At 55.2% G+C, this 25,082-nt stretch carries 26 protein-coding genes and 1 pseudogene; 14 read left to right on the top strand and 13 right to left on the bottom strand.

Going from position 1 to position 25,082, the window contains the following annotated elements; all coding sequences use genetic code 11:
• Positions 1-32: 32 nt before the first annotated feature.
• Positions 33-614 (bottom strand): ACP phosphodiesterase, encoded by a 582-nt coding sequence (locus tag AC3Y5R_RS16845; protein ID WP_489922270.1) that lies wholly within the window; start codon positions 612-614, stop codon positions 33-35.
• A 116-nt stretch (positions 615-730) separates the two neighbouring features.
• On the opposite strand from AC3Y5R_RS16845, the gene queA reads away from it, so the two are divergent.
• The 5 genes from queA to secF all read left to right on the top strand — a co-directional run bounded on the left by queA (position 731) and on the right by secF (position 6,235).
• Complete coding sequence (queA, locus tag AC3Y5R_RS16840; RefSeq protein ID WP_489922340.1) at positions 731-1,801, top strand: tRNA preQ1(34) S-adenosylmethionine ribosyltransferase-isomerase QueA; 1,071 nt, start codon at positions 731-733, stop codon at positions 1,799-1,801.
• Positions 1,802-1,899: 98 nt separating this feature from the next.
• Positions 1,900-3,024, top strand: a complete 1,125-nt coding sequence (gene tgt / locus AC3Y5R_RS16835) for a tRNA guanosine(34) transglycosylase Tgt (protein ID WP_489922269.1) — start codon at positions 1,900-1,902, stop codon at positions 3,022-3,024.
• 24 nt (positions 3,025-3,048) lie between these two features.
• Positions 3,049-3,381 (top strand): preprotein translocase subunit YajC, encoded by a 333-nt coding sequence (gene yajC / locus AC3Y5R_RS16830; protein WP_024967238.1) that lies wholly within the window; start codon positions 3,049-3,051, stop codon positions 3,379-3,381.
• Between the two features lie 27 nt (positions 3,382-3,408).
• Entirely contained in the window at positions 3,409-5,256 is a 1,848-nt protein-coding gene (gene secD, locus AC3Y5R_RS16825) for a protein translocase subunit SecD (protein WP_489922268.1), read from the top strand.
• Between the two features lie 10 nt (positions 5,257-5,266).
• Complete coding sequence (gene secF / locus AC3Y5R_RS16820) at positions 5,267-6,235, top strand: protein translocase subunit SecF (RefSeq protein WP_489922267.1); 969 nt, start codon at positions 5,267-5,269, stop codon at positions 6,233-6,235.
• Between the two features lie 44 nt (positions 6,236-6,279).
• Here secF and AC3Y5R_RS16815 read toward each other — a convergent pair whose 3' ends face one another.
• Both AC3Y5R_RS16815 and lysM read right to left on the bottom strand, forming a co-directional pair.
• Positions 6,280-6,852, bottom strand: a complete 573-nt coding sequence (locus tag AC3Y5R_RS16815; RefSeq protein WP_489922266.1) for a SadB/YajI family lipoprotein — start codon at positions 6,850-6,852, stop codon at positions 6,280-6,282.
• Between the two features lie 25 nt (positions 6,853-6,877).
• Positions 6,878-7,318 carry a peptidoglycan-binding protein LysM gene (lysM, locus tag AC3Y5R_RS16810; protein WP_489922265.1) on the bottom strand — a complete coding sequence of 147 codons (441 nt, stop codon included), beginning with the start codon at positions 7,316-7,318 and terminating at the stop codon, positions 6,878-6,880.
• 214 nt (positions 7,319-7,532) lie between these two features.
• Here lysM and nrdR point away from each other — a divergent pair, with 214 nt between their 5' ends.
• The 7 genes from nrdR (at position 7,533) to AC3Y5R_RS16775 (ending at position 12,660) form a co-directional block, all read left to right on the top strand.
• On the top strand, positions 7,533-7,982 hold the full coding sequence (gene nrdR, locus AC3Y5R_RS16805) for a transcriptional regulator NrdR (RefSeq protein WP_158783333.1): 450 nt from the start codon (positions 7,533-7,535) through the stop codon (positions 7,980-7,982).
• A 3-nt stretch (positions 7,983-7,985) separates the two neighbouring features.
• The gene (ribD, locus tag AC3Y5R_RS16800) at positions 7,986-9,086 is read left to right on the top strand and encodes a bifunctional diaminohydroxyphosphoribosylaminopyrimidine deaminase/5-amino-6-(5-phosphoribosylamino)uracil reductase RibD (RefSeq protein ID WP_489922264.1); all 1,101 of its coding nucleotides are present in this window, start codon (positions 7,986-7,988) and stop codon (positions 9,084-9,086) included.
• A gap of 128 nt (positions 9,087-9,214) precedes the next feature.
• Complete coding sequence (ribH, locus tag AC3Y5R_RS16795; RefSeq protein WP_158783331.1) at positions 9,215-9,685, top strand: 6,7-dimethyl-8-ribityllumazine synthase; 471 nt, start codon at positions 9,215-9,217, stop codon at positions 9,683-9,685.
• A gap of 16 nt (positions 9,686-9,701) precedes the next feature.
• Entirely contained in the window at positions 9,702-10,121 is a 420-nt protein-coding gene (gene nusB / locus AC3Y5R_RS16790) for a transcription antitermination factor NusB (RefSeq protein WP_158783330.1), read from the top strand.
• Between the two features lie 55 nt (positions 10,122-10,176).
• Positions 10,177-11,154, top strand: coding sequence for a thiamine-phosphate kinase (gene thiL, locus AC3Y5R_RS16785; RefSeq protein ID WP_489922263.1), 978 nt, complete (start codon positions 10,177-10,179; stop codon positions 11,152-11,154).
• Positions 11,132-11,638 carry a phosphatidylglycerophosphatase A gene (gene pgpA, locus AC3Y5R_RS16780; RefSeq protein ID WP_489922262.1) on the top strand — a complete coding sequence of 169 codons (507 nt, stop codon included), beginning with the start codon at positions 11,132-11,134 and terminating at the stop codon, positions 11,636-11,638. The genes thiL and pgpA overlap by 23 nt, the downstream gene beginning before the upstream one ends.
• 95 nt (positions 11,639-11,733) lie before the next feature.
• Positions 11,734-12,660, top strand: coding sequence for a DUF7916 family protein (locus tag AC3Y5R_RS16775; RefSeq protein WP_489922261.1), 927 nt, complete (start codon positions 11,734-11,736; stop codon positions 12,658-12,660).
• A gap of 104 nt (positions 12,661-12,764) precedes the next feature.
• On the opposite strand, the gene AC3Y5R_RS16770 is transcribed toward AC3Y5R_RS16775, so the two are convergent.
• The 4 genes from AC3Y5R_RS16770 to xseB all read right to left on the bottom strand — a co-directional run bounded on the left by AC3Y5R_RS16770 (position 12,765) and on the right by xseB (position 16,863).
• Complete coding sequence (locus AC3Y5R_RS16770) at positions 12,765-13,739, bottom strand: aldo/keto reductase (protein WP_489922260.1); 975 nt, start codon at positions 13,737-13,739, stop codon at positions 12,765-12,767.
• 97 nt (positions 13,740-13,836) lie between these two features.
• A complete protein-coding gene (gene dxs, locus AC3Y5R_RS16765) occupies positions 13,837-15,702 on the bottom strand; it encodes a 1-deoxy-D-xylulose-5-phosphate synthase (RefSeq protein WP_489922259.1) in 1,866 nt (621 codons plus the stop codon).
• A 19-nt stretch (positions 15,703-15,721) separates the two neighbouring features.
• Positions 15,722-16,621 carry a (2E,6E)-farnesyl diphosphate synthase gene (ispA, locus tag AC3Y5R_RS16760; protein WP_158783324.1) on the bottom strand — a complete coding sequence of 300 codons (900 nt, stop codon included), beginning with the start codon at positions 16,619-16,621 and terminating at the stop codon, positions 15,722-15,724.
• Positions 16,621-16,863: an exodeoxyribonuclease VII small subunit gene (xseB, locus tag AC3Y5R_RS16755; RefSeq protein ID WP_158783323.1), complete on the bottom strand. Its 243-nt coding sequence runs from the start codon at positions 16,861-16,863 to the stop codon at positions 16,621-16,623. The genes ispA and xseB overlap by 1 nt, the downstream gene beginning before the upstream one ends.
• Positions 16,864-17,090: 227 nt before the next feature.
• Here xseB and thiI point away from each other — a divergent pair, with 227 nt between their 5' ends.
• On the top strand, positions 17,091-18,539 hold the full coding sequence (thiI, locus tag AC3Y5R_RS16750; RefSeq protein WP_489922258.1) for a tRNA uracil 4-sulfurtransferase ThiI: 1,449 nt from the start codon (positions 17,091-17,093) through the stop codon (positions 18,537-18,539).
• 73 nt (positions 18,540-18,612) lie between these two features.
• Here thiI and yajL read toward each other — a convergent pair whose 3' ends face one another.
• Complete coding sequence (gene yajL / locus AC3Y5R_RS16745; protein ID WP_158783321.1) at positions 18,613-19,218, bottom strand: protein deglycase YajL; 606 nt, start codon at positions 19,216-19,218, stop codon at positions 18,613-18,615.
• Positions 19,172-20,092, bottom strand: a complete 921-nt coding sequence (gene panE, locus AC3Y5R_RS16740; RefSeq protein ID WP_489922257.1) for a 2-dehydropantoate 2-reductase — start codon at positions 20,090-20,092, stop codon at positions 19,172-19,174. Before panE ends, yajL begins: the two co-directional genes overlap by 47 nt.
• A gap of 173 nt (positions 20,093-20,265) precedes the next feature.
• Here panE and AC3Y5R_RS16735 point away from each other — a divergent pair, with 173 nt between their 5' ends.
• Positions 20,266-20,757: a YajQ family cyclic di-GMP-binding protein gene (locus tag AC3Y5R_RS16735; protein ID WP_489922256.1), complete on the top strand. Its 492-nt coding sequence runs from the start codon at positions 20,266-20,268 to the stop codon at positions 20,755-20,757.
• Between the two features lie 46 nt (positions 20,758-20,803).
• On the opposite strand, the pseudogene AC3Y5R_RS16730 reads toward AC3Y5R_RS16735, so the two are convergent.
• The 4 genes and pseudogenes from AC3Y5R_RS16730 to AC3Y5R_RS16715 form a co-directional block, all read right to left on the bottom strand.
• Positions 20,804-21,348, bottom strand: a pseudogene (locus AC3Y5R_RS16730) (NAD(P)H-binding protein).
• Positions 21,345-21,839: a heme utilization cystosolic carrier protein HutX gene (hutX, locus tag AC3Y5R_RS16725; protein ID WP_489922255.1), complete on the bottom strand. Its 495-nt coding sequence runs from the start codon at positions 21,837-21,839 to the stop codon at positions 21,345-21,347. Before hutX ends, AC3Y5R_RS16730 begins: the two are co-directional and overlap by 4 nt.
• The gene (hutW, locus tag AC3Y5R_RS16720; protein WP_489922254.1) at positions 21,820-23,163 is read right to left on the bottom strand and encodes a heme anaerobic degradation radical SAM methyltransferase ChuW/HutW; all 1,344 of its coding nucleotides are present in this window, start codon (positions 23,161-23,163) and stop codon (positions 21,820-21,822) included. The genes hutX and hutW overlap by 20 nt, the downstream gene beginning before the upstream one ends.
• Before the next feature lie 449 nt (positions 23,164-23,612).
• On the bottom strand, positions 23,613-24,977 hold the full coding sequence (locus tag AC3Y5R_RS16715) for an MFS transporter (protein WP_489922253.1): 1,365 nt from the start codon (positions 24,975-24,977) through the stop codon (positions 23,613-23,615).
• Between the last annotated feature and the right edge of the window lie 105 nt (positions 24,978-25,082).

Here is a 25,082-nt window from a genome sequence, read left to right as displayed (position 1 = left end):
AAAAGGGCAAGGGTTATGCGTTTATCTGCCGCTCAGAGAGCCTGCTGCGAAGCTTTTGCCATCATCTGCGGGTAGAACTGCCAGAAGAGTTCGCTAAATTGCTGATAATGCGCGATGAAATCCTGGTACGAGTCCGTCAATGCCGCCAGGCGGGGACGACGGCTGGCCATGCCGCTTAACACACTCTGCAAATAAGCCGCTTCGGCATACTTCTCCATCCAGCGGTCGGTCCATAAGTAACGATTAAGTGTGCGGAACCGCTCCGGTGTGGTGTGCAATTTCGGTTCGATCACACTTCTGCAATTGGCCAGAAAAGCTGGCAAAGATTTTTCCGGGTGAATTTTATCCCAGTTTAATGACAGAAAATGATCCCAGATAACGTCCAGCGTAATCGGGGCTACACGATGAGTTTCTGCCCGGAATAAGCTGCGCGCTGCCCGTACTTCAGGCAGCGAATCGGTCATCACGTCGATACGCCGGTGCAGCAGAATGCCTGCTGCAACCTTTTCCGGCCAGACCTCGCGCGGATTGCCGCGCACAAAGTCGGCCATCAGATTACCGATGAGGGAGCTGTCAGCCAGTGAGGCGAGATGGAGATGGGCAAGAAAGTTCATCGGGGGAGTATATCGCTTTATCCATTGCCATCACAGCGGCGTTATCTCACGGTTGTTTAGATATGGCGGGATTTCAGCTAGAATGTGCGCCCTGATTTCCCTGACAGTGAATGACCATGCGCGTTGCCGATTTTTCTTTTGAGTTGCCCGATTCTTTGATTGCCCACTATCCGCAGGCCCAGCGCAGCGGATGCCGTCTTCTGTCCCTTAATGGGCCGGACGGCGAGCTGACGCATGGGGTGTTCACCGATTTACTGGATAAACTCAATCCGGGCGACCTGCTGGTGTTCAACAACACGCGGGTGATTCCTGCGCGAGTATTTGGTCGCAAGGTCAGCGGTGGGAAAATTGAAGTTCTGGTGGAACGGATGTTGGACGATCACCGCGTGCTGGCTCACGTACGTTCCTCTAAAGCGCCAAAACCAGGCACTGAACTGCTGCTTGGCGACGACGAAAGCGTCAGGGCCACTATGGTCGCCCGTCACGATGCGCTGTTTGAGCTTCACTTTGACGATGAACGTGCAGTGCTGGATATCCTCAACGCCGTTGGCCATATGCCGCTGCCTCCTTATATTGATCGTCCGGATGAAGAGGCGGACCGCGAGCTGTATCAGACGGTCTACAGCGAACGTCCTGGGGCTGTTGCCGCGCCGACCGCCGGTTTGCATTTTGATCAACCGATGCTTGAAGCATTGCGGGCTAAAGGGATTGAAACCGCTTTCGTCACTCTGCACGTTGGCGCGGGAACTTTCCAGCCGGTCCGGGTGGAGAGTATCGAAGACCACATCATGCATGCCGAATATGCCGAAGTGCCTCAGGAAGTGGTTGATGCCGTGTTGGCCTGCAAGGCTCGCGGAAATCGCGTGGTGGCCGTGGGCACAACTTCTGTCCGTTCGCTGGAAAGCGCGGCGCAGGCAGCAACCGACGCGCTGATAGCGCCGTTCTTCAATGACACCAAAATCTTTATCTTTCCGGGCTACCAGTATCAGGTGATTGATGCGCTGGTGACCAACTTCCACCTGCCGGAATCCACGCTGATTATGCTGGTCTCGGCCTTTGCCGGTTACCGCAACACCATGCATGCTTATCAGCAGGCGGTGGCGGAGCAGTATCGCTTCTTCAGCTACGGCGATGCGATGTTTATCACCCGCAATCCTGAAGCGGTGCATGAGAAGGTGAGTAAATAATTTTCTGCCAGTCGTGCCCCGCACGGCGGCTCTCCCGGTCACACATGGGGTGTGATCGTTAACACTAAACATCAGACTGTTTCTCTGGTGGAGGCAACGTGAAGTTCGAATTAGATACTACCGATGGGCGCGCGCGCCGTGGCCGTCTGGTCTTTGACCGTGGCGTGGTGGAAACTCCGGCATTTATGCCGGTGGGCACTTACGGCACCGTTAAAGGCATGACGCCGGAAGAAGTGCAGGAAACCGGAGCCCAGATCATTCTCGGCAACACCTTCCATTTATGGCTGCGTCCGGGCCAGGAGATCATGAAGCTGCATGGCGACCTGCACGACTTTATGCAGTGGAAAGGGCCGATCCTTACTGATTCCGGCGGTTTCCAGGTCTTCAGCCTGGGTGACATTCGTAAGATCACCGAAGCAGGCGTGCATTTCCGCAACCCAATCAACGGCGATGCAATCTTCCTCGACCCGGAAAAATCCATGGAGATCCAGTACGATCTGGGCTCCGATATCGTAATGATCTTTGACGAGTGTACGCCTTACCCGGCCGACTGGGATTATGCCAGGCGCTCGATGGAGATGTCGCTGCGCTGGGCACAACGTAGTCGCGATCGCTTTGATTCCCTTGAGAATAAAAATGCGCTTTTCGGCATTATCCAGGGTGGGGTTTACGAAGATTTACGAGATGTCTCGGTAAAAGGGCTGGTAGATATTGGCTTTGATGGTTACGCTGTGGGCGGCCTGGCGGTCGGCGAGCCAAAAGAGGATATGCACCGGATTCTCGAGCATGTCTGCCCGCAGATCCCTGAGGACAAACCGCGCTACCTGATGGGCGTCGGCAAACCCGAGGATCTGGTGGAAGGCGTGCGTCGCGGCATTGATATGTTCGACTGCGTGATGCCAACCCGTAATGCCCGCAATGGTCACCTGTTTGTGACCAATGGCGTGGTGAAAATCCGCAACGCGAAGTATAAAGATGACACGTCCTCGCTCGATGCCGACTGTGATTGCTACACCTGTCGCCATTACAGCCGCGCCTACTTGCATCATCTTGATCGTTGTAACGAAATACTGGGTGCGCGCCTGAACACCATTCATAACCTGCGCTATTACCAGCGTTTGATGGCGGGTTTACGCCAGGCTATTGAAGAGGGTAAATTAGAGCACTTTGTTACCGAATTCTATGACCGGACGGGCAAGGCGGTTCCGCCGTTAAACGTCTGATAATTAAACAATGAGGGAAATTTAATGAGCTTGTTCATTTCTGACGCAGTGGCCGCCGCTGGGGCGCCATCTCAGGGAAGCCCGTATTCACTGGTCATTATGCTGGTGGTGTTTGGTCTGATTTTCTATTTCATGATCCTGCGCCCACAGCAGAAACGTGCGAAAGAGCACAAAAAACTGATGGACTCCATTTCCAAGGGTGATGAAGTGCTGACCACCGGTGGTCTGGTGGGCCGTGTGACCAAAGTGGCTGAAACTGGCTATGTGGCAATCGCGCTGAACGATACAACGGAAGTTGTGGTCAAACGTGATTTCGTGGCTGCCGTTCTGCCGAAAGGTACGATGAAGGCGCTGTAATTTTTTGTTTTCCCTAAGGGAACTGCCGTGTTAAACCGTTATCCTTTGTGGAAGTACATCATGCTGATCGTCGTGTTAATCGTCGGTCTGGTGTACGCACTTCCCAACCTTTATGGTGAGGATCCGGCTGTTCAGGTCACTGGCGCGCGCGGAAGCGCCGCCAGTGAGCAAACGCTGGGTCAGATCCAGGACGTACTGAAAAAAGACAATATTCAGAGCAAATCACTGCTGCTTGAAAATGGCGCGATTATGGCGCGTTTTGCCAACGGTGACTTGCAGCTGCGTGCCCGTGATGCCATTACTCAGGCGTTGGGTGAGAACTACGTTGTAGCGCTTAACCTTGCCCCTGCCACGCCAGCCTGGCTGAGCCTGCTGCAGGCAGAGCCGATGAAACTCGGTCTCGATCTGCGTGGCGGCGTACACTTCCTGATGGAAGTCGATATGGATACCGCTCTGGGGAAACTCCAGGAGCAGAACATCGACAACCTGCGCAGCGATCTGCGTGACAAAAACATTCCTTATACCAACGTTCGCAAAACTGATAACTACGGTCTGGAAATTCGTTTCCGTGACGGTCAGGCGCGTGATGATGCCGTCAGCTATCTGACTGGTCGCCACCGTGACATGGTGATCAGCACCAGCGGCAGCAATGCCCTGCGAGCGGTGATGACTGACGAGCGTCTGCGTGAAGCGCGTGAATACGCGGTGCAGCAGAACATCAACATTCTGCGTAATCGTGTCAACCAACTGGGCGTGGCTGAGCCACTGGTGCAGCGTCAGGGCTCTGACCGTATTGTGGTGGAACTGCCTGGTATTCAGGATACCGCACGTGCGAAAGAGATTCTGGGCGCAACTGCCACCCTGGAATTCCGTCTGGTAAACACTTCTGTCGACCCAACTGCTGCAGCTAACGGCCGCGTACCGGGCGACTCAGAAGTGAAAAACACCCGTGACGGGCAGCCAGTGACGCTGTACAAGCGTGTGATCCTGACCGGTGACCACATCACTGACTCCACGTCGAGCCAGGATGAGTACAACCAGGCACAGGTCAACATCTCGCTGGACAGTGCCGGTGGTAACATCATGTCCAACTTCACCAAGGACAATATCGGCAAGCCAATGGCAACCCTGTTTGTGGAATACAAAGACAGCGGTAAGAAAGATGCCAACGGCCGGGCGATCCTGGCGAAGCAGGAAGAAGTGATTAACGTAGCCAACATCCAGTCTCGTCTGGGTAACAGCTTCCGTATCACCGGTATCAGCAACCCTAACGAAGCCCGCCAGCTCTCGCTGCTGCTGCGTGCCGGTGCGTTGATTGCCCCAATTCAGATTGTGGAAGAGCGGACTATTGGCCCGACTATGGGCCAGCAGAACATCACTCAGGGTCTGGAAGCCTGTCTGTGGGGCCTGATCGCCTCGATCCTGTTCATGATTATCTTCTACAAGAAGTTTGGTCTGATTGCGACCTCTGCGCTGCTGCTTAACCTGGTGCTGATTGTCGGTATCATGTCATTGCTGCCAGGCGCGACGCTGACCATGCCGGGTATTGCCGGTATTGTGTTGACGCTGGCGGTAGCCGTTGATGCTAACGTTCTGATCAACGAGCGTATTAAAGAAGAGCTGCGTAACGGTCGTTCTGTTCAGCAGGCAATTCATGAAGGCTATAAAGGCGCTTTCTCAAGTATTGTCGATGCGAACATTACCACTCTGATCAAAGTTATCATTCTGTATGCGGTCGGAACCGGTTCGATCAAAGGCTTTGCGATTACTACCGCAATCGGTATTGGGACGTCGATGTTCACGGCGATTATAGGTACCCGTGCCATTGTTAATCTGGTTTACGGTGGCAAACGCATCAATAAGCTGTCTATCTGAGGAGTGCGTTGTGGCACAGGAATATAACGTTGAACAGTTGAACCACGGCCGTAAAGTCATTGATTTTATGAGCTGGGACCGACTGGCCTTTATTATCTCAGGGCTACTGATTGTGGCTGCGGTGGCTGTTATTGGCATACGTGGTTTCAACTGGGGACTTGATTTTACCGGTGGTACGGTAATTGAAATCAATCTGGAAAAACCGGCCGATCTTGAGGTGTTACGTGATGATTTGGTGAAAGCCGGTTTTCACGAGCCACAGGTGCAGAATTTCGGCAGCAGCCGTGACGTGATAGTGCGTATGGCACCGGTGTCAGGTCCGGCTGGTACGGAATTAGGTAACAAAGTGGTTTCGGTTATCAATCAGACGACCCAGCAGAACGCCAGTGTTAAGCGTATCGAATTCGTTGGTCCCAGCGTCGGCAGTGATTTGGCGCAGACGGGGGCGATGGCACTGCTGTCGGCACTGATAGCGATTTTGATCTACATTGGGTTCCGTTTTGAATGGCGTCTGGCCCTGGGTACCGTGCTGGCGCTGGCACACGATGTGATCATCACCAGCGGTCTGCTGGCGCTGTTTCGGGTCGAAATTGACCTTACCATTGTCGCGTCGCTGATGTCGGTAATAGGTTATTCGCTTAACGATAAAATTGTTGTCTCCGACCGTATACGTGAGAATTTCCGCAAGATTCGACGGGGATCCTCTTACGATATTACCAATGTGTCGCTGACCCAAACGCTGAGCCGAACGCTGATTACCTCGCTGACCACGTTAGCGATGATTCTGATCCTGTTCGTCTTTGGCGGTGAGCTGCTGAAAGGCTTCTCACTGACTATGCTGATCGGTGTGACTATCGGTACTGTCTCGTCAATTTATGTTTCTTCGGCGCTGGCGTTGAAGCTGGGCATGAAGCGCGAGCATATGCTGGTGCAGAAAGTGGAAAAAGAGGGCGCAGACCAGCCTTCAATTCTGCCTTAATCTGGACTGTCAGAAATGAGAAGGGCCGCGAAAGCGGCCTTTTTTTATGGCTGGCTGGTGGGTTGAACGGGAGCCTGTACCACGAGGTCATGAACGCGAATGTAACCTGACTGTTCCGGCACGGTGTTGCTCAGCCGCAGCGGGATGGTCACTTCACTGCGTGGCAGCAGAGATCCCGCCACGTTGATCAACTGACTCTGGCTGTCGACCTGCAACGGTTTGCCGGTTGTCGGATCCATTTCTCCCCATTCGACACGGACGGTGAAGGCCGGAAGGGTATTTTCTCCGGCCGCGCGGATATTCAGGATCGCACGGGTACCGTTGGCTTCACTTGAAACATGGCTCAGCGACAGGCGAACATCGCCTGCCTGGCTTTTCAGCACCACCGCGGTGTTGGCGGCGGGCAACAGCCACGCGCCCTGAGTGGAGTTAGTGTTAAGCATGTTCTGCTGGGTCAGCGCCGTAGCCTGTTGGGTCAGCTGGCGCAGTTCGCCATTCAGCTTGCCAACCTGAGTATGCAGCTTGTTCAATTCCGGCTGCTGTGAGGGCGTTGCACAACCTGCCAGCAGCAGTGCTGCTACCAGCAAAACGGGCTTTCTCATTACCACTCTGGTCATTACCAGTCAGCTCCTTGCAGTTAAATTATTCAGGAATACGCAGTGTCTGCCCGGGATAGATTTTGTCCGGATGAGACAGCATCGGCTTGTTAGCCTCGAATATCTTATTGTATTTGTTTGCATCACCATACACTTCACGTGAAATGGCACTCAGGGTATCGCCTTTCTTCACAGTATAGAATTTTGCTTCTGTGGCTGGCTGCGCGACGTTAACGTTATCTTCCACCGAGGTAATACCGGCCACGTTACCAGCAGCAATCAGGATCTTCTCCTTCAGCTCCTGGGAGATTGCGTCACCGCTGATGCTGGCTTTGCCGTCGGTGACCTTCACATCCACCTTATCCGCGCCGGGCAGGCCCCGCTTGCTGATGTAGTCCTGCAGTTTCTTACTCTGATCGTCACCTGAGCCGGTAACGGAGTCCCACAATTTCTCACCTGCTTCTTTTACGAAGTTAAACAGTCCCATATATCCTCCGGTTAATCCTTGATAAGAGAAAAAGTTACGCTATGTAACTAAGTTATTATAGCGGGAAAGTCGAGTCTGTTCTGCGTACGGCTGTCTGAAAGTCATCGGGGAACGAACTTTTCCGGGAAAGGGCGGAAATGGCCAGCCCGTTATTTTGTTAGCGTTGACTTCGCGCTACACTGTGGTCAAATTTCCAGGATTATCAGGAAGCACCATGCATTGCCCGTTCTGTTCCGCTGTGGATACCAAAGTGATCGATTCCCGCCTGGTGGGGGAAGGCACCTCGGTGCGTCGCCGCCGTCAGTGTCTGGTGTGCCATGAGCGGTTCACCACTTTCGAAGTGGCCGAGCTGGTTATGCCACGGGTGGTCAAAAGCAACGAGATCCGCGAACCGTTTAACGAAGACAAGCTGTGCAGCGGTATGCTGAAAGCGCTGGAGAAGCGCCCGGTGAATTCCGACGATGTGGAAAACGCCATCAGCCATATCAAGAGCCAGCTGCGCTCCACCGGCGAGCGTGAAGTGCCCAGTAAGATGATCGGCAATCTGGTGATGGACGAGTTGAAAAAGCTCGATAAAGTGGCCTATATCCGCTTTGCTTCTGTTTATCGTAGTTTTGAAGATATCCGTGAATTTGGCGAAGAGATCGCCCGCTTACAGGACTGAACCATGCAAGATGAAGTCTGGATGGCGCGAGCCCTTGAACTGGCCCGTCGGGGTCGGTTCACCACCACTCCAAATCCTAACGTCGGCTGCGTGATTGTCCGTGACGGCGAAATGGTCGGCGAAGGGTATCATTTTCGCGCCGGGGAGCCGCATGCCGAAGTACACGCGCTGCGGATGGCTGGTGAAAAAGCGCGCGGTGCAACTGCTTATGTCACGCTGGAGCCTTGCAGCCATCATGGCCGCACGCCACCCTGCTGTGATGCTTTAATTGCCGCTGGCGTCTGCCGGGTGGTTGCTGCCATGCAGGACCCGAACCCGGAAGTGGCAGGACGCGGTTTGTATCGGCTTCAGCAGGCAGGAATTGAGGTCAGCCATGGGCTGATGATGCAGGAAGCAGAAGCGCTGAACCGGGGCTTTCTCAAGAGGATGCGCACCGGCTTCCCGTGGGTACAGCTGAAGATGGGTGCTTCGCTGGACGGTCGTACGGCAATGGCCAGCGGTGAAAGCCAGTGGATAACCTCCCCGGAAGCCCGCCGTGATGTACAGCGCCTGCGTGCGCAAAGCTCGGCTATCCTGACCACCGGTGCCACGGTGCTGGCAGACGATCCTTCGCTGACCGTGCGCTGGGATGAATTAAGTGCGGAGACGCAGACCATATATGCGCAGGAAAATTTACGTCAGCCAGTGCGGGTGGTAATTGATGGTCATAACCGGGTTACGCCCCAGCACCGCCTGATTGCACAGCCGGGGCAGACCTGGCTGGCCCGTCATCAGGCCGATACGCGGGCCTGGCCTGAGAATGTGGAACAGTTCACTGCACCTCAGCTCAATGGACAGGTAGATTTGGTGTCGCTGATGATGCTGCTGGGACGTCGGCAGATTAACAACGTCTGGGTGGAAGCCGGCGCTAAGCTGGCGGGCGCGTTGCTGACTGCGGGCGTGGTGGACGAGTTGATTGTCTACCTGGCACCGAAACTGCTCGGTGATTCGGCGCGTGGTTTATGCCATCTGCCTGGTTTAGCACAACTTGCTGAAGCTCCTGCGCTCACATTCAGCGATATTCGTCAGGTGGGGCCAGACTTGCGCCTCACGTTGACAGCCTGATTTATGGCCTGCTGACAAGAATCCAGTCGCCAGGCGGTAACGGAGTGAATCTCCGGAAGCAGACCGTTTAAGAGTGTGATAGAATCCGCCCCCCTGCGGGGCCATAACAGAACCCTGAAAGGAAAATTATGAAAGTTATTGAAGCTGCTGTTGCTACTCCTGATGCGCGCGTGGCCATTGTTATTGCGCGTTTCAACAACTTTATCAACGACAGCCTGCTGAGCGGTGCCCTCGATGCGTTAAAACGTATCGGCCAGGTGAAAGATGAAAACATCACCGTAGTCTGGGTGCCGGGTGCCTATGAAATGCCAACCACCGCGCGCGCGCTGGCGAAAGCCGGCAAGCACGACGCCGTAGTGGCACTGGGCACCGTGATCCGCGGTGGCACTGCCCACTTCGAATACGTGGCCGGTGAAGCCAGCTCTGGCCTGGCCAGCGTGGCAATGAACAGCGATATCCCGGTTGCCTTTGGCGTCCTGACGACGGAAAACATCGAGCAGGCCATCGAACGCGCCGGAACCAAAGCGGGTAACAAAGGGGCGGAAGCTGCCCTGACCGCACTTGAAATGATTAACGTATTGAAAGCCATCAAAGCCTGATCCTAAGGGGAATTTCGTGAAACCTGCTGCTCGCCGCCGCGCCCGTGAATGTGCTGTCCAGGCACTTTACTCCTGGCAGTTATCTAACAACGACATCGCTGATGTCGAATATCAGTTTCTTGCGGAGCAAGACGTCAAAGACGTTGATATCAGCTACTTCCGTGAGCTGCTGAGCGGCGTTGCGACCAACAGCGCGTATCTCGACGGCCTGATGAAGCCTTACCTGTCCCGCCAGCTGGAAGAGCTGGGCCAGGTAGAGAAGGCCGTTCTGCGCATCTCACTGTTCGAGCTGAGCAAGCGTGCCGACGTTCCCTACAAGGTGGCAATCAACGAGGGGATTGAGCTGGCCAAAGTGTTTGGTGCCGAAGACAGCCACAAGTTTGTCAACGGCGTGCTGGACAAAGCCGCTCCTCATATCCGCCCCAATAAGAAGTAATCCTCTCAGGCCGGTTTAACCGGCCTTCTTCATTTTCAGACTCGGAACACAGTGTATGGCATGTGGCGAATTTGAACTTATCGCGCGTTATTTTGACCGCGTGACAAGCTCCCGTCGCGATGTGGAAAAAGGCATCGGCGACGACTGCGCATTACTGACTCTGCCGGAAAAACAGACCCTGGCAATCAGCACCGACACGCTGGTTGAAGGCGTGCATTTCCTGCGCGATATCCATCCTTCCGATCTCGGCTACAAAGCGCTGGCGGTTAATCTCAGCGATCTGGCGGCAATGGGGGCTGACCCGGCGTGGCTGACGCTGGCACTGACCCTGCCGGAAGTAAATGAAGCCTGGCTGAAAGACTTCAGCGACAGCCTGTTTGAGCTGCTCGACTACTACGATATGCAACTGGTCGGGGGCGACACCACTCGCGGGCCGCTGAGCCTGACGCTGGGCATTCACGGCCTGGTGCCGCAGGGCAGGGCGCTGAAACGCTCTGGTGCCCGACCGGGAGACTGGATTTACGTCACCGGCACGCTGGGCGACAGTGCGGCAGGGCTGGCGCTGTTGCAGCATCATATGAAAATTAACGATCCGGTGGCACATGAAGCGCTGATCAAGCGCCACCTGCGCCCGATGCCACGTATTCTGCAGGGCCAGGCGTTGCGCGATCTCGCCACCTCGGCTATCGATCTCTCCGACGGGCTGATCTCCGACCTTCACCATATCCTGAAGGCCAGCGATTGTGGTGCGCGTCTGAATCTGGATGCCCTGCCGCTATCAAAGGTGATGAAGCAGTATTTTGAGCCGGACCAGGCTCTGCGCTGGGCGCTTAGCGGCGGTGAAGACTACGAACTGTGCTTTACTGTGCCGGAAATCAACCGTGGTGCTCTGGACGTAGCGCTGGGACATTACGGCGTACCGTTTACCTGCATCGGGCAGATGGCTCCGCAGTCTGAAGGGCTGGTGCTGCTGCAGGATGGCAAACCGGTGGAAAGCGAATTGAAAGGATTTGATCATTTTGCCTCGCGATAAAGACGTGGCGAAAAGTCGCCTGAAAATGAGCAATCCGTGGCACCTGCTGGCAACGGGGTTTGGCAGCGGGTTAAGCCCTTATGTGCCGGGCACCATGGGTTCCCTGGCCGCGATCCCGTTCTGGTGCCTGATGATTTACCTGCCGCCGGATATCTATTCGCTGGTGGTGATGTTCGGCATCTGTATTGGGGTCTACCTTTGCCACCGAACGGCGAAAGATATGGGCGTACACGATCACGGCAGTATCGTCTGGGATGAGTTTATCGGGATGTGGATCACGCTGATGGCGATCCCGGTAAATAACTGGAAATGGGTGCTGGCGGGATTCGTGGTGTTTCGTATTCTGGATATGTGGAAACCATGGCCCATTCGCTGGTTTGACCGCAACGTGCACGGTGGCATGGGCATTATGGTTGACGATATCGTGGCCGGGATTATCTCCGCCGGTATCCTTTACTATGCGGGGCTGCATCTGACGCTGTAAGCGGTGTTAATTCGCGATGAAAATTATGTGGGTTGTTTCACAGCCAGTCAGCTGACCTACTGCCTATAATGTCTCCTTTTTATAAGGAGCTTTATATGGTTAAACGCTATCTTGACTGCAGCGCCTCGGAACTGGCGGCTCTTCAGGCACGGGAATTACTGGATTCGCTGCGCCAGAGTGAAGGACGCATTATAGTCAGCGAGACAATCTCTGCCGTACAACCTTTGCTGATGTCGGTGACCAACGCGGAACTGGCCGCCAGCCAGGGGGCCGATTTGCTCCTCCTGAATATGTTCGATGTTAACTCACCTTGCGTACAGGGGATGCCTGCTGGCAGCGAACCCGGTGAGACCTTGCGGGATTTGCAGCGCCTGACAGGGCGTGTCATTGGCGTCAATCTTGAAGCTGTCGATCCCGGATTTACAGATCATCATAATGAATTTTGGGCGATGAAAGCCGGACGGCTGGCAACGTCGCAAAATGCGTTGAAGCTGGCAGAGATGGGGGCAAAGTTTATTGTCCTGACCGGGAATCCAGGGAATGGCGTCAGTAACGAGGCTATAGGTAACTGCATTCGTGCAATCCGGGAAGCTACCGGTGACAAATTGGTGATCATCGCGGGCAAAATGCACTCGGCGGGCATACTTCCTGCTGCGGGTGAAAAAATCATCACCACTGCCGATGTCGATAAGTTTATTGCCTGTGGCGCAGATATTTTACTGATCCCCGCGCCCGGAACAGTGCCTGGTATCACTCAGGCCTATGCAGAGCAGTTAATCAGTCACAGTCATCAGGCTGGTAAAATGGTGATGACGGCTATTGGCACTTCACAGGAAGGCTGCGATGTGTCGACGATCAGGCAGATAGCGCTGATGTGCAAAATGGCGGGTGCCGATCTGCATCATATTGGTGATACCGGTTATACAGGGATCGCTTTGCCGGAGAATATTCAGGCGTACAGTATCGCTGTTCGCGGTGTACGTCATACCTACGCGCGGATGGCCCGCTCGATCAACCGCTGACGGCCATACGTGTCGTGAGCATGTTGTCAGTTGAGGTACAGGCTTCCCGGATAAAAATCCGTAAAGCCTGCTTTCATAATTGCGCTTTATTTGTCGCCTGAGGGTTATTCGAAGCCCACCACGTTGTGCGGCTGATAGACGCTTTCCAGTTCGATCATCTCTTCCTGCGTCAGCTCCACATCCACTGCTTTAACCAGGTCGGCCAGCTGCTCTGAACGCGATGCCCCGATAATCGGTGCGGTGATCGCAGGTTTTGCCAGCATCCATGCCAGTGCAATCTGCGCCCGGCTGACGCCTTTATCTTCGGCTATCTTCGCCACCCGCTGGGCAATCGCGCCGTCATTCTCTTCGGTTTTGTCATACAGCGTGCTGCCAAATTCATCTGAAACCGAGCGGGCGGTGGTTTCACCCCACGGACGGGTCAGCCGTCCACGCGCCAGTGGACTCCACGGCAGCACGGCAATATTTTCTGCCTGGCAGAGCGGGTGCATTTCACGCTCCTCTTCGCGCTGGATCAGGTTGTACTGGTCCTGCATGCTGACAAAGCGCGTCCAGCCATGGCGATCGGCTGTATAAAGCGCTTTGGCAAACTGCCAGGCAAACATCGAGGATGCGCCGATATAGCGGGCCTTGCCGGATTGCACCACGTCGTGCAGCGCTTCCAGAGTCTCCTCCAGTGGCGTGTTGTAGTCCCAACGGTGGATCTGTAGCAGGTCAACATGATCCATGCCCAGACGGCCAAGGCTGTCATCAATGGATTGCATAATGTTGTCGCGGGACAGACCTCCGGCCAGGTTGCTCATCGGAAAATATACTTTGGTTGCCACCACGATCTCGTCGCGGCGGGCGAATTCTTTCAGTGCACGGCCCACGATCTCTTCGCTGCTGCCGTCTGAGTAGCTGTTGGCGGTATCGAAAAAGTTAATGCCGGACTCCAGCGCCTGCCTGATCAACGGTCTGCTGCTCTCTCCGGGTAAAGTCCAGGCATGGCGGCCACGGTCAGGCTCACCAAAAGTCATGCAGCCCAGGCAAAGGCGGGAAACGGTCAGGTCGGTGCTGCCTAATTGAAGGGTTTTCATGCAGGCTCCTGCTATCGGTTTACGGCTTACCAGCCGGTGAAATTCCCGTTAAGCATAGCAGGTGAAAAGCTCCCCGGACGGGGAGCATCGTGCGGTATTACTGTGCCAGCCAGTGGCTGATTTGCTGTGCAATCCCTTCAGCATCCAGCTGATAGTCATGGCGAATTTCGTCCTGAGTGCCCTGCGGAATAAATTCATCGGGCAGGCCGATATTCAGCACCGGTACCAGCAGCCGTTTAGCCATCAGCAGTTCAATCACGCCGCTACCGGCACCGCCTTTAATCGCCCCTTCTTCCAGAGTGATCAACGCTTCATGGCTGGCGGCCAGTTCAAGGATTAACGCCTCATCCAGCGGCTTCACAAAGCGCATATCCACCAGAGTGGCATTCAGCGAGTCAGCTACCGCCGCCGCTTCTGGCAGCAGCGTACCAAAGTTGAGGATCGCCAGCTTTTCGCCTTCGCGCTTCACCACGCCTTTCCCTAACTGCAGCGAGGAGAGTGGCTTAAGCTCTGCGCCAGTACCTGTTCCGCGCGGATAACGCACGGCGCTCGGCCCCTGAGAGTAGTGGTAGCCGGTATACAACATCTGGCGACACTCGTTCTCATCGCTCGGCGTCATGATTACCATATTCGGAATACAGCGCAGGAAGGAGATATCGAAGGCACCTTGGTGAGTCTGCCCGTCCGCACCGACGATGCCGCCACGGTCAATGGCGAAAAGCACCGGCAGTTTCTGGATAGCCACGTCATGGATCAGCTGATCGTAAGCGCGCTGCAAGAAGGTGGAGTAGATAGCCACCACCGGTTTGTAACCGCCAATCGCCAGGCCCGCAGCAAAGGTCACAGCGTGCTGTTCCGCAATTGCCACGTCAAAATACTGCCCCGGGTAGTCGCGTGAGAAGCTGACCATACCGGAGCCTTCACGCATCGCCGGTGTCACAGCCATCAGCTTGTCGTCATCAGCGGCGGTTTCGCTCAGCCACTGACCGAAGATTTTCGAGTAACCCGGCAGACCTTCTGCCGCTTTTGGCAGCAGACCGCTGACGGGATCGAACTTCGGCACCGCGTGCCAGGTGATCGGGTCTTTTTCTGCCGGGGCGTAGCCTTTGCCCTTTTTGGTCATGATATGCAGGAACTGCGGGCCTTTCAGGTCACGCATGTTATTCAGGGTATGCACCAGCGACAGCACGTCGTGGCCATCTACCGGACCGATATAGTTCCAGCCCAGCTCTTCAAACAGCGTGCCGGGCACCACCATCCCTTTCAGATGTTCTTCGGTGCGCTTTACCAGCTCTTTGATCGGCGGCAGGCCGGTCAGCACTTTTTTACCGCCCTCGCGCAGGCGGGAGTAAGTCTTGCCGGAAAGGATCTGCGCCAGGCGATTGTTCAGCGCACCGACGTTTTCTGAAATCGACATTTCGTTGTCGTTCAGCACCACCAGCATATCCGGCTTGATGTCGCCAGCGTGGTTCATCGCCTCAAACGCCATTCCGGCGGTAATAGCACCGTCGCCAATCACACAGGCGGTGCGACGGCCTTTGCCTTCTTTTCCGGCGGCTACGGCCATACCCAGCCCGGCGCTGATCGAGGTGGAGGAGTGGCCGACGTTCAGCACGTCGAACTCGCTCTCATCGCGCCACGGGAATGGATGCAGGCCGTTTTTCTGCCGGATGGTGCCGATACGATCGCGGCGACCGGTCAGAATTTTATGCGGGTAGGCCTGATGGCCCACGTCCCACACCAGATGATCAAATGGCGTGTTATAGACATAATGCAGCGCAACGGTCAGTTCCACCACGCCCAGTCCGGAGGCAAAATGACCGCTGGAGCGGCTGACGCTGTCCAGTAAATACTGGCGCAGCTCGTCACAGAGTTTTGGCAGGCTCTCTTTTGGCAGTGAACGTAATTCTTGTACCGAAGCGGCCAGTGCAAGCGTCGGATATTTTGCAGTATCAAAACTCATCAGAGACTCATTGTGGAAGTTATTTATTGCGTTCAATTATGTAACTTGCCAGTGCTTGTAGTGATGCTGTGTTAAATGATTGCGCGGCAAGTGTTTCCAGTGCGCTGAGCGATTCCTGATAGAGATCCCAGGCTTTTGCCCGCGCACCTTCGAGTCCCAACAGCGCTGGATAGGTGCTTTTTCCCAGATCCTGATCGGCTCCCTGCCGCTTTCCGATGACGGCGGTATCGCCCACCACATCGAGTATGTCATCCTGCACCTGGAATGCCAGGCCAATGGCGTTTGCGTACCGGTCCAGCGCCGGTATCGCAGCACGTCCGCGTTCTCCGGCAGCCAGCGCACCCAGGCGGACTGCGGAGCGGATCAGCGCACCGGTTTTATGACGATGAATTTGTTCCAGCGCCGACAGGTTAACCTGCTGGCCTTCAGCCGCCAGATCGAGCGCCTGGCCTCCACACATTCCGGCCACACCGCTGGCCTGTGCCAGTTCGGAAATCATCGCAATCCGGTTGAATTCCGTCACGCCGGGCATCGGTGTATCAGCAAGAATGGTAAATGCCAGCGTTTGCAGCGCATCGCCCGCTAAAATGGCCGTGTCCTCGCCAAATTTAATGTGGCAGGTTGGCTGTCCGCGGCGAAGGCTGTCGTCATCCATGGCGGGAAGATCATCGTGGATCAGCGAATAGGCGTGAATGCATTCAACCGCTGCGGCGGGCGCATCCAGTGCGGCGCTGTCGGCGTGTAGCATCTCTCCGGTGGCATACACCAGAAACGGACGCAGCCGCTTACCCCCTAATAATGCACCATATTCCATGGCATTCACCAGAGGAGAACTCTGAAACGGCAACGGGGCAATGAAGCGTTGTAAAGCCTGATTAACGCGCGCGTGGTGCGCGGTCAGAAGGGCGCTAAAATCCATCAGTCATTTTCCGGCGTGAAAGGCTTCAGTTCGGCATCTTTATCATCGCTGAGCAGGATCTGCACGCGCTGCTCTGCCTGTTGCAATTTTTGCTGCCCCACGCGGGCCAGCTGGACGCCACGCTCAAACTCATTGAGCGCCTCTTCCAGCGGCAAATCCCCACTTTCCAGACGAGAGACGATTTGCTCCAGCTGTTCCAGAGAGGTTTCAAAGCTGGCGGGCTGTTCGGCTTTTTTTGGCATTATGGCTCTCGGCTCAGTTGTTTTTTTCACCTTGGAGCCGTCCATGGTAGCCGACTCAAAATGATTAGCAAAATAATGATCTCAACAGATGAAGAAGCAGTCGCCGGACAGGTGTGGTATAATCCGCGACTTAGCTGCAAAGGGCATAAGCTGCTTTGCGAGAAGATGATTTTACCCTCTAAGTGCCGATAATACAGCACTTAATTGCCCTTTGAGCCCATGCTTCCATGAAGTTTATCATTAAGCTGTTCCCCGAAATTACCATCAAAAGTCAGTCTGTTCGTCTGCGTTTTATCAAAATCCTGACGACGAACATCCGTAACGTGCTGAAAGACTATGACGACTCGCTGGCGGTTGTCCGCCACTGGGACCATATCGAAGTGCGTGCCAAAGATGAGAGCCAGCGCGAAAACATTGTTGACGAGCTGCAGCGTATCCCCGGCATCCACCACGTACTGGCGGTGGAAGACCAGCCGTACACCGATATGCATAACATTTTTGAGCAGGCGCTGGAGCTGTACCGCGAGAGGATCGAAGGGAAAACTTTCTGTGTCCGCGTGAAGCGACGTGGCAAGCAGGACTTCAGCTCACAGGATGTTGAACGCTACGTGGGCGGCGGGCTGAATCAGCACGTTGCCACCGCGCAGGTGAAGCTGAACCACCCGGAAGTCACGGTGCATCTGGAGATCGAAGACGATCGCCTGCTGCTGATCACCGGCCGTTACGAAGGTATCGGGGGCTTTCCTATTGGTACTCAGGAAGATGTGATGTCGCTGATTTCCGGCGGCTTCGACTCCGGTGTCTCCAGCTATATGCTGATCCGCCGTGGCTGCCGCGTGCATTACTGCTTCTTCAACCTTGGCGGTGTAGCACATGAAATCGGTGTCCGTCAGGTGGCGCACTATCTGTGGAACCGCTTTGGCCGCTCGCACAAAGTGCGCTTTGTGGCGATCAACTTTGAGCCGGTAGTCGGTGAGATCCTTGAAAAAATCGAAGACGGTCAGATGGGGGTGGTACTCAAGCGCATGATGGTGCGTGCCGCCTCAAAAATTGCCGAGCGCTATGGCGTACAGGCTATCGTCACTGGCGAAGCGCTGGGGCAGGTTTCCAGCCAGACGCTGACTAACCTGCGCCTGATTGATAATGCGTCTGACACGCTGATCCTGCGTCCGCTGATCTCCCACGATAAAGAACACATTATCGATCTGGCCCGCCATATCGGGACGGAAGATTTCGCCCGGACCATGCCGGAATACTGTGGGGTGATTTCAAAAAGCCCGACGGTGAAGGCAGTGAAGTCGAAAATTGAGGCGGAAGAGCAGAATTTCGACTTTGCTATCCTCGACAAAATGGTGGAAGAAGCGACTAACGTCGATATCCGTCAGATTGCAGAAGACACCCAGCAGGAAGTGGTGGAAGTGGAAACCGTGGTTTCCTTTGGCGATAACGATGTGGTGCTGGATATCCGCTCACCAGATGAGCAGGACGACAAGCCGCTGGCTCTGGAAGGGGTGGAAGTGAAGGGTATGCCTTTCTATAAGCTCAGCACCCAGTTCGGCGATCTTGATCAAAGCAAAACCTGGCTGCTGTACTGTGACCGTGGCGTGATGAGCCGCCTGCAGGCGCTCTATCTGCACGAGCAGGGCTTCACTAATGTGAAGGTTTACCGCCCGTAATCTGCGTGGGGCGAAGCGATTCGCCCCTGCTTATACAACCTAAACCGCTCGCTTTTCCTGGCGCTCCAGCCTGCTACTCGATCCACTCGCGGTAATCAAAAATACCGGCTGCCAGTACCAATTGGCTGGCAACTTCGTGCGCTTTTTCTTTCCCGACCAGCAGGTCAATCAGCTTCAGGGCAAAATCGATAGCCGTGCCCGGTCCTTGGCTGGTCAGCAGGTTAACCCGCGGATCCCACACCACACGTTTGTCCATCCACTTGCTGTCAGGAATGGTCTCTTTCAGGCCAGGAAAGCCGGTCATATTGCCGACCGGGAACAGGTCATGCGGCACCAGTACCGTTCCGGCGGCGGCGCAAATGGCCGCCACAATCCGGCCGGAAAGATGAAACTGGCGAACGGTTTCCACCAGCAGTGGGCTGTCACGAAAAGCTTCTGCCCCTTTCAGTCCACCGGGCAGCACGATGGCGGCAAAGTCGTTATCAGCCACTTCAACCAGCGGTGCATCAGCCAGCAGGCGCACGCCTCTTGAACAGCGAATCTCCGTGCTGCCGTCATCCGTTACGCTGGCAGTGGTGACTGACAGGCCACCGCGTACCAGCAAATCAATAGTGGTAACGGCTTCCGTTTCCTCACTGCCAGGTGCCAGGCAAACCAGCACCGATGCGTTCGCGCTCATAATCTTGTTCCTTACGCTTAATCATTTCATAAAGTCGGCTGTTTTCCGGCGTTGCCAGACCCTGCGCCCGTGCGCGGCGGATAACATAGCCGGTGATATAATCGATCTCTGTTCGCCGTTCTGCACGGATATCCTGCAGCATAGAAGAGGTGTTGGCGGCCGTGCTGTTAATCACATCCATCACGTAATCAAGCAGCGCCTCTCTTGAGGTGTGCTGGCCTTCACGCTCCATCACCATCGCCACTTCGTTACACAGCGCCGCCACCTCCTGCTGATGATTGAGCAACTCACCGTTCGGGCAGTCGTGCTGCACCGTCAGCGGGTTGATCACACAGTTAACCGCCAGCTTTTGCCAGGCAGCAGAGGCCACATTGTTGTGCCAGGCCACGTCAGGCAGCGCCTGATGCAGCACTTCGGCCAGGTCGCTGAGTCCTGCCCCATCCGCCGTGGCGGGGCCGATATGGGTGATCCCGGCGGCAACATGCACGATCACCGTTCCGTCTCGTTTGGCGGCGTGAGTGGTGATCCCTCGCAGCAGCGGTTGTTGAACCGCCTTCAGCTCGTCCAGCGTGCCCATGCCGTTGTGCAGCAGAAGAATGGGGCAGTCATCACGTATCACAGACTGCAGATTTTTCACCGCTTCGGAGACCTGCCAGGCTTTCAACGTTACCAGGAGCAGATTGCTGTCGGCTAAAAATTTCGGATCGTTGGCAATCCAGGTTTTGTTGATTGCCGTGCCGCCCGGTGTGATTACATTGGCCGAGCAGTACGGCTGCGGCACCCGCAGCCAGCCCTGCACCTCATGTCCCCGGGCATCAAGTGCCGTAAGCCAGATCTGCCCTAAGGCACCGCATCCCAATACGGTAATCTTCATTCGTCCTCCCCGCGTGCGGGTTGTGTAAAGTCCGCCGTGCTGTCCAGCCCTTGCCGGGTAAACCGGGTCCGCGCTGGTGGATACTTTCTTATTATAGCTTTCCACGCCGGTGGTTTTTTTAAACCGGCTAAGTGGGTATTATGCATGTCACTTTAGAATCAGGAGAATACATCATGCCATCTTTCGATATCGTTTCAGAAATTGACATGCAGGAAGTACGAAATGCCGTAGAGAATGCTAACCGTGAAGTCTCAACCCGTTTCGATTTTCGCAACGTCACTGCCAGCTATGAGCTGAACGAGAAAAACGAATCCATAAAGGTGTTGAGCGAGTCTGATTTCCAGGTGAAACAGCTGGTGGATATTTTGCGCGAGAAGCTGCTGAAGCGCGGCATCGAAGGCGGTGCGCTGGAAGTCCCGGAAGAGATTGAGCACAGCGGCAAGAGCTGGTCGGTGGAAGCGAAGCTGAAGAAAGGCATTCCCGCTGACGTGGCGAAGAAGCTGGTTAAGCTGATCAAAGACAGCAAGATGAAAGTGCAGACGCAGATCCAGGGTGAGGAAGTACGGGTGACCGGCAAATCCCGTGACGATCTGCAGGGCGCGATGGCGCTGGTTCGTGGCGGCAATCTGGGCCAGCCGTTCCAGTTCAAAAACTTCCGCGATTAAGTAAACAGGGCGAAGATTTTCGCCCTGTTTACTTTGCAGACTGTGGTCAGGCTTTTTGCGGTGTTAAGCCCGGTTGAGTCAGGCTGTAGATCTGATTATCCAGCGGTTTCGCGACTAAGGCGGCGATAGTTAATGCCACATCAGCGCGGCGGATAAGTCCGTGTATTTCGGTATTTTGCACCAGCTCTCGGCCAGCGACTTCTCCCTGACGGCCTGACCAAAAGCCTGTTTAGCCCGGTCAGACAGCGTTGACCAGCTGTCACCGCAGCCCAGTGAAGTGACCATCAGCATTTTCCGGATCCCAGCCTGCTCCGCGCAGTCAATCACTGTCCGGTGTGCGGGGTAATCGTGGCTGCCGCCCATGGTTGAGACAATCACCGCATCCGGCCCGGCAGCCTGGCATACCTGCGTCACGGCATTTTCGTCGCAGGCGTCACCGATCATAATCTGAATATTCATCGCGGCCAGTCGGTCGGCATCTTCCTGCTTCCTGACTAATGCCAGCACGGATTGCTGATGAGCCAGCGCATGCTGCACCAGCAGCAATCCGGTACCTTTAGCAGCACCAAAAATCAGCCATGTCGCCGTTATTTTTCTTCCTGTTGCAGAGCTTCAGCCAGCTGGCGGAAGGCGGTAAGCTGTTCGGTCAACAGCTGATGATGGCTGTCACGGCCGACAAAGATCTTCAGCATAGCCTGGCCCTGGGCATTGAGGAAAATTACCGAGGCGGTTGCCATGCCCATAAACGGTCGCTCGACGAAGGCGATGCGCTGGCAGTGGCTGGCTTTAATATGGCCGCATAATCCCTTTTTGCCGCGCAGATTAAAATAGCCGTGGCCGTGATGGCCGGAAGGCAGCTCCCCGTGAAACTCCAGAATGATATCCGGATTATTCACCAGCGTGGTGACTTCACCCCAGCCGGTGATGGCATCCCAGACGGCATCAAACTGCTCGCCGCTGACCAGCGTTTTCTCCGGCAATGCCTCAATGGCAGACTGTAGCGACACGGCATAGCGGGCAGCAATCTCTTCCAGTGTGCCTTCCGGCCTGGTTTGCATAAACTCAGAGAGGGTGGGTTGCATGGTGACTTCCTTTTTCAGAGTGGGTTACAGAGAGCTGCAGTAAAATATCAGAAAGCGACTGCATCAGATTATTGGCCCAGAAGCGGCCACTGTCTGTCATACGCAGGCACAAATCGTTGCCGGTCAACAGCCCGGACTGGTACCACTGATCGACGAGTGGCTGGAGCTGGGCAGCCTGCGCGGTCAGTTCAGTTAAATCCACCCGGCCAATTTCAATGCCCGCCTGTAACTGGTGCCGCCATTGATGCGGGCCTTGCATTGCTGGCGTCATCATGCCAATGGGTTTATGGCCGTTATCCAGCGAGCTGTAGTAGCTCTTCAGCTGGCGATTCATCATATAAGCCTGCCCGTTCAGGTTACCTCCGGCACCGGATCCCAGCGCCAGGCAGTCCGCGCCCTGTTTGATCAGCAGGTTGTACAGGTTGCGTTCGCGCGTGGTTCTGGCCCAGTGGCTGTTGCTTAGTTGTCTCCAGCCAAATTTTGCCAGCAGCGCTGCACCCTGCAGATAGAGCTCGCGCCGCTCCGTCACATCCGGCAGCGCCACTCGTTCGTTATCGACGGCTTTCGCCAGCGGAGTGGTAGGGAGCAGGTTCAGCGCATAGAGATCCACGCCATCCAGACCGATATCCCTCACTGTTTCCAGGTCCCGATGCCAGTGGCTGGCAGTCTGTCCGGGCAGGCCGAAGATCAGATCGCAGACTACGGCAGCACGATCGCGTCGGCACAGTTTTTCGAGAAAGGCGATAGATTGCTGGCGGTCAGAGGTGCGGGCTATTTTCTTGCGGATGCGGCTGTCAAAAGTCTGGATGCCAATAGAGAAACGGTTTGCTCCGGCATCCAGGCAGGCATCGATCCTTTCATCGTCAAAGTTCAGGATGCGCCCTTCAATGGTGATTTCGCAGTCCGGCGCCAGCGGCAGGCGCTCTTTCAGCAGGCTGATAACACGGTACAACCCCTGAGCGGAGAGGGCGGTTGGCGTGCCGCCGCCAAAATAGACGGCATGAATGGGCGCAGACTGATGCAGCGGGCTGTCTGCCTCTATCTCGATTTCACGCAGTAAGTAGCTGACGTATTTTTCGGCTTCGTCCGGCTGAAATTTATTCTGATAAAAACCGCAGAAGGTACAGTGGGTGGCGCAAAACGGCACATGAAGGTAGACCAGTCGTTTGCGTGGTGGCACCGGATGCAGCAGCAGGTTTTGCCATGCGGGCTGGATAGCTTCTGTAGGAAGGGGGGCTGTGTTACGCCACGGCATCGCGGCACGTCGTTCATTAAAGGCCTGAACGCCGGGGAGGGCGAACCAGGGGGACAGATCAATCGACATAAACCTCATCCATGGGGCAGGGGAGAATAAGACTTATTAAAAGATAATCATTATCATTTAGCAAAGCTAACTGACGTGGGGATGATTCAGGTCAAAAACGGGGAAGGGTATGGGAGCGATGGGGGCATCAAACAGTGAACAGCAAACATCAAAACAGTGCCTGTACGGGGAACACAGGCCGCTCATAAAGACGCAAAAATCGCCTTCCCTGGCAGCTCGACCCGCACCGTCCATAGTGCGGGACGCTTTATTCCCGGCCTGTGTTCCCCTACTGTGAATTGGGGGGAAATTAGCCCTTAACGACAGAACAACACTTTAGCCTGCCTACAACGTGCAACCGCGGTGTAACCGACAGTCAGGGCGGCAGAATCGCTCAAATCTCTGCCTTCCGCGCACAGACGCGATGTCACCTGCACTTTGAGCCAGGAAGTTGTTTCCCAGAGGTTTACTCAGCAGCTGGCGACCAGTGCTTCCAGTTCAGGCCGGTTGGTCACCTTGCTGTCAATCTTCACGTAGGCACTTTTCTCTTCCGGCACGATAAAGACGGAAGCGACGCCTGGCTGAGCTTTCAATCGTTTTTCCAGCGCATCTTTATCCAGATTATCGTCCTTCAGCAGAATACGCAGGCTGCTGACGTAAGGGGGTTCCTGCATGGTGCAGCTGACCAGCAGCCAGACTGCGGCGATAATCGAGCCGACCAGGAACACAGTCTGCGCGTCGAAATGACCGAATACCCAACCACCCAGGCTGCCGCCAATGGCCACACCAATAAACTGGCCGGTGGAGTAGAGGCCCATCGCTGTGCCTTTATAGCCAGGAGGCGACTCTTTACTCACCAGCGAAGGCAGGATCGCTTCCATCAGATTGAAGCCAATAAAGAACAGCTGCACGCCAACCACCAGCGTCCAGAAGTGATTGCCCGCGCCCCACAGCACCACTTCCGCAATCAGCATCAGCGCCACGCAGCAGACAAACACTCGCTTCATCTTGCGCTTCACCTCCGCATAAATGATAAACGGGATCACGCCGCAGAAGGCAATCAGCATGGTGACCAGGTAAATTTTCCAGTGCTGTTCAGCCGGGAAACCGGCGTTTTCAAATTCGCCCGGCAGCGCCACAAAGCTCGACATCAGCATAATATGCAGGCACATGATGCCGACATTCAGCTTCACCAGGCGGCTATTTGCCAGCACCTTACGGATGCTGCCTTTCACCATGCCCGATTCACGGTTCAGCACGTGATTGGAGGCGTTTGGCACCACCACCAGAGTGATCACGATACCGCTGGCCGCGAGGACAGCAATCATCCAGAACAGCGCGTGCAGACCCAGCGCATGCGTAATGATCGGGCCGAGCACCATGGCAATGGCAAAGGTGATACCAAAGCTGATGCCGATAAAGGCCATGGCTTTGGTGCGGTTCTGTTCCCGGGTCAGATCTGACAGCAGAGCCATCACCGCTGCTGCAATCGCACCGGAGCCTTGCAATGCACGACCGAGGATCACTCCCCAGATGGACGTGGTGCAGGCAGCAATCACGCTACCAAGAACAAAAATCAGTAACCCGCCGACGATTAACGGTTTGCGACCAATGCGGTCAGACAATAAGCCGAAGGGGATTTGGAATACGGCCTGCGCTAAACCGTAGATGCCGATGGCGAGTCCTATTAATGCTTCACTTGCTCCCTGTAATGCCATGCCATAAGTAGTCAGGACGGGCAGCACCATAAACATTCCCAGCATACGCAGGGAAAAGACCGTCCCTAAACCCCATGTCGCACGCAGCTCGACCGGAGTCATTTTATTATCGTTCATTACAACCTCAATTTATCAGGTGCAGGTATTTTAAGGGGCAGGGCAGGGTGGGTAAAATACTTCTTATTAAACAGTCGTAACAAAAAGAAAGGGCGCGATAATCGC

Source organism: Erwinia sp. 009765445 (assembly GCF_058137865.1).
Note: the sequence above shows the minus strand (reverse complement) of the source record. Positions and strands in the feature narration are given on the sequence as shown.

Coding starts and splice junctions, on each gene's coding strand:
- ispA (WP_158783324.1), bottom strand. CDS start 16,621: ATGGATTTTAGCGCCCTTCTGACCGCGCACCACGCGCGCGTTAATCAG.
- thiL (WP_489922263.1), top strand. CDS start 10,177: ATGGCATGTGGCGAATTTGAACTTATCGCGCGTTATTTTGACCGCGTG.
- hutX (WP_489922255.1), bottom strand. CDS start 21,839: ATGCAACCCACCCTCTCTGAGTTTATGCAAACCAGGCCGGAAGGCACA.
- queA (WP_489922340.1), top strand. CDS start 731: ATGCGCGTTGCCGATTTTTCTTTTGAGTTGCCCGATTCTTTGATTGCC.
- yajC (WP_024967238.1), top strand. CDS start 3,049: ATGAGCTTGTTCATTTCTGACGCAGTGGCCGCCGCTGGGGCGCCATCT.
- hutW (WP_489922254.1), bottom strand. CDS start 23,163: ATGTCGATTGATCTGTCCCCCTGGTTCGCCCTCCCCGGCGTTCAGGCC.
- AC3Y5R_RS16715 (WP_489922253.1), bottom strand. CDS start 24,977: ATGAACGATAATAAAATGACTCCGGTCGAGCTGCGTGCGACATGGGGT.
- AC3Y5R_RS16735 (WP_489922256.1), top strand. CDS start 20,266: ATGCCATCTTTCGATATCGTTTCAGAAATTGACATGCAGGAAGTACGA.
- AC3Y5R_RS16775 (WP_489922261.1), top strand. CDS start 11,734: ATGGTTAAACGCTATCTTGACTGCAGCGCCTCGGAACTGGCGGCTCTT.
- panE (WP_489922257.1), bottom strand. CDS start 20,092: ATGAAGATTACCGTATTGGGATGCGGTGCCTTAGGGCAGATCTGGCTT.
- AC3Y5R_RS16845 (WP_489922270.1), bottom strand. CDS start 614: ATGAACTTTCTTGCCCATCTCCATCTCGCCTCACTGGCTGACAGCTCC.
- nrdR (WP_158783333.1), top strand. CDS start 7,533: ATGCATTGCCCGTTCTGTTCCGCTGTGGATACCAAAGTGATCGATTCC.
- thiI (WP_489922258.1), top strand. CDS start 17,091: ATGAAGTTTATCATTAAGCTGTTCCCCGAAATTACCATCAAAAGTCAG.
- xseB (WP_158783323.1), bottom strand. CDS start 16,863: ATGCCAAAAAAAGCCGAACAGCCCGCCAGCTTTGAAACCTCTCTGGAA.
- AC3Y5R_RS16815 (WP_489922266.1), bottom strand. CDS start 6,852: ATGACCAGAGTGGTAATGAGAAAGCCCGTTTTGCTGGTAGCAGCACTG.
- ribH (WP_158783331.1), top strand. CDS start 9,215: ATGAAAGTTATTGAAGCTGCTGTTGCTACTCCTGATGCGCGCGTGGCC.
- yajL (WP_158783321.1), bottom strand. CDS start 19,218: ATGAGCGCGAACGCATCGGTGCTGGTTTGCCTGGCACCTGGCAGTGAG.
- AC3Y5R_RS16770 (WP_489922260.1), bottom strand. CDS start 13,739: ATGAAAACCCTTCAATTAGGCAGCACCGACCTGACCGTTTCCCGCCTT.
- lysM (WP_489922265.1), bottom strand. CDS start 7,318: ATGGGACTGTTTAACTTCGTAAAAGAAGCAGGTGAGAAATTGTGGGAC.
- ribD (WP_489922264.1), top strand. CDS start 7,986: ATGCAAGATGAAGTCTGGATGGCGCGAGCCCTTGAACTGGCCCGTCGG.
- dxs (WP_489922259.1), bottom strand. CDS start 15,702: ATGAGTTTTGATACTGCAAAATATCCGACGCTTGCACTGGCCGCTTCG.